Origin of the sequence: Vibrio sp. S234-5 (assembly GCF_000960595.1) — a bacterium.
GTDB lineage: Bacteria > Pseudomonadota > Gammaproteobacteria > Enterobacterales > Vibrionaceae > Vibrio.
This window is the reverse complement of sequence record NZ_JZAM01000437.1, coordinates 1-2,133: the sequence shown is the minus strand read 5'-3', so window position 1 is coordinate 2,133 and position 2,133 is coordinate 1. Positions and strand designations below refer to the sequence as shown.

Sequence of the window (2,133 nt, the reverse complement as noted above, 5' to 3'; positions counted from 1 at the left end):
TAAGCATAACAAAGCGTTCAAGTGGGATTTGGCACGCGTGGCATTTTCAGTTTGCGTTAGGTTTGGTGGTTACGGCATTGTGCGGTAACTTGTGTATTGCGTGCCTGCACCCCTTAACGCGGCGTTATGCAACTCAGGTAAATTTAGGGGGGCAATCTTTTGGATTTCTCCGGCCATTGGTTTTGTGTTGTCGGCAAATGAGCATTGCTACCCTAAAATTCGTGGTTAACTCAAACCGTAAAACAGGCAAGGTTCTTTGTTTGCCTCAATGAGTTTTGGTGCTGGTTTGTTGTCAATTCAGCGTGCGCAAAGTGTGGAAAGGGCAAGTTTATCGAGCATTTTGTACTTGCTGAAGTTTTCGCTCGTTGAGTTTTCCTGATTCAAAAGCTTGGTTGGTTGCTGAAAGGTGGGCTTTGTTTTGGCGGCATATTTATCACGGCTCTGGCTTGGGTTGATTCTTGAATCACTCAACCATTGCAATGGTGGCTTTTGATCGAGTAAAGTCAGTTTATCTTATTGAATTTGCATAACAAACGGTTAAAGAGGGACTGCCAACGCGTGGCGGTTTATGTTCAAATCGGCCTTTGTGATTACGGTTGTTATTTTGAGTTCAGTGTTTTGCGTTGTCAGCTCCTTAACCGGGCGTTATGCTTAATCCATAAAAAATCAGCAGGTTGTGATTGTCGATCCCTTAGGCATGTTGTTCAGGTTTTGTCGGCAATTCAATATTGTTTTTCGCTGCCTAATGAAACGGCAATGTATCTGGCGTTGTAAATTCTGAGTGATTGCCTCATTGGGTTCTTGAGTCTGCGCGAGTTGAGTTTTGCTCTTTCAAGTTGCTTTGAGCAGTTTGGTGCCTTTACTTGCAGGCTGAAAGTTAGTCGGCAATTGAGCATTGTTTTTCGCTGCCTAATGAAACAGCAATGTGTCTATCGCTTCAAGTTTCAGCGTGATTGTCTCATTGAGTTATTGTGCTCATGCGTGGTGAGTAGGTTTGTCGGAGAGGGTTTCCACTTTGGCTGATTTGCAGGATGAAACCCTGTATTGGTCAGTTTATAGGTAAAGTTTGAGTCAGTTCTAACTCAAGAGAATTCGAGGTTTGGTTAATTATTTCAATGAGTTATTCTTGGTTTAGTTCAAATGTAAAGTGTTGAAGCTTAAGCATAACAAACGCCTCAAGAGGGACTGTCAACGCGTGGCGTTTCCAGTCCCAATGAGCCGCGGTGGTTGCAGTTGTTGTGGTTGAGTTTAGTGGTAATGCGTTGTCAGCCCCTTAGGCGGGCGTTATAAGCAAATTCAGCCCCAGAGGATGAAAAATGGAAATCGAGTACAAAGTAAACCATCCAATCTCAGTTGAACAATTCGTGAGTTTACTGAAGAAAACTTCATTGGGTTAGCGTCGTCCTTTGGATAATGAGTCAACTATTCAGGGTATGCTCGATAACTCTAATTTAATTGTGACCGCATGGCTGAACGATCAACTTGTCGGTGTTGCTCGTTCAGTGACAGATTTCCATTATTGCTGCTATCTGTCTGATTTAGCTGTTGATGAAAGTGTTCAATCCAATGGTATAGGTAAATATCTGATCTTAGTGACCAAAGAAGAGCTGAGCCCAAGCTGTAAATTGGTTTTACTGTCAGCACCGAAAGCACAAGGTTATTATCCGAAAATTGGTTTTGAAGCTCTTAATAGTGCATGGGTTCTATATCGCGCAGAACAGTTGAAAATCAATTAAATCAATGTGTTATTTGCTTATAACAAAGCGTTCAAGAGGGACAGCCAACGCGTGGCATTTTTATTATGCGTTGGTTTTTGTGGTTACAGTGTTATGCGGAAAGTTGGTAGTAGCGTTGGCTGCCCCTTAACGCGGCGTTATGCTTAATCACGTAAAATCAGTTGGTTATGGTTTTTCTTTGTTCCCTCGGCTTTTCAGTTCGGTGTTTGTCGGCAAGTTGGCTTCTTAGAGCGCTGTTTTTCGGACATTTATTCTTTGGCGCTGGAAATTCGGTTCATCCGGAAAATCGATACTTCGCCTCATGACTGGCTTTGATTTTTAACTCAAAAAATTCCCAATCACGATACCCATAGGCGACTTTGTTCAGCGTCTTTATTCGGTTGTTCACACCCTCTAC

Annotated in this window: 3 protein-coding genes and 1 pseudogene; 3 read left to right on the top strand and 1 reads right to left on the bottom strand. The window is 42.7% G+C overall.

What is annotated here, in order from left to right:
• The first annotated feature begins 654 nt into the window (after window positions 1-654).
• The 3 genes and pseudogenes from UF06_RS28140 (at window position 655) to UF06_RS22895 (ending at window position 1,736) form a co-directional block, all read left to right on the top strand.
• Window positions 655-774: a hypothetical protein gene (locus UF06_RS28140; RefSeq protein ID WP_242402053.1), complete on the top strand. Its 120-nt coding sequence runs from the start codon at window positions 655-657 to the stop codon at window positions 772-774.
• A complete protein-coding gene (locus UF06_RS28495; RefSeq protein WP_082069824.1) occupies window positions 775-1,023 on the top strand; it encodes a DUF3709 domain-containing protein in 249 nt (82 codons plus the stop codon).
• Between the two features lie 293 nt (window positions 1,024-1,316).
• Window positions 1,317-1,736: pseudogene (locus UF06_RS22895) on the top strand (GNAT family N-acetyltransferase).
• A 274-nt stretch (window positions 1,737-2,010) separates the two neighbouring features.
• On the opposite strand, the gene UF06_RS22890 reads toward UF06_RS22895, so the two are convergent.
• On the bottom strand, window positions 2,011-2,133 hold a 123-nt coding region (locus UF06_RS22890; RefSeq protein ID WP_045569239.1), incomplete at its 5' end, for a transposase.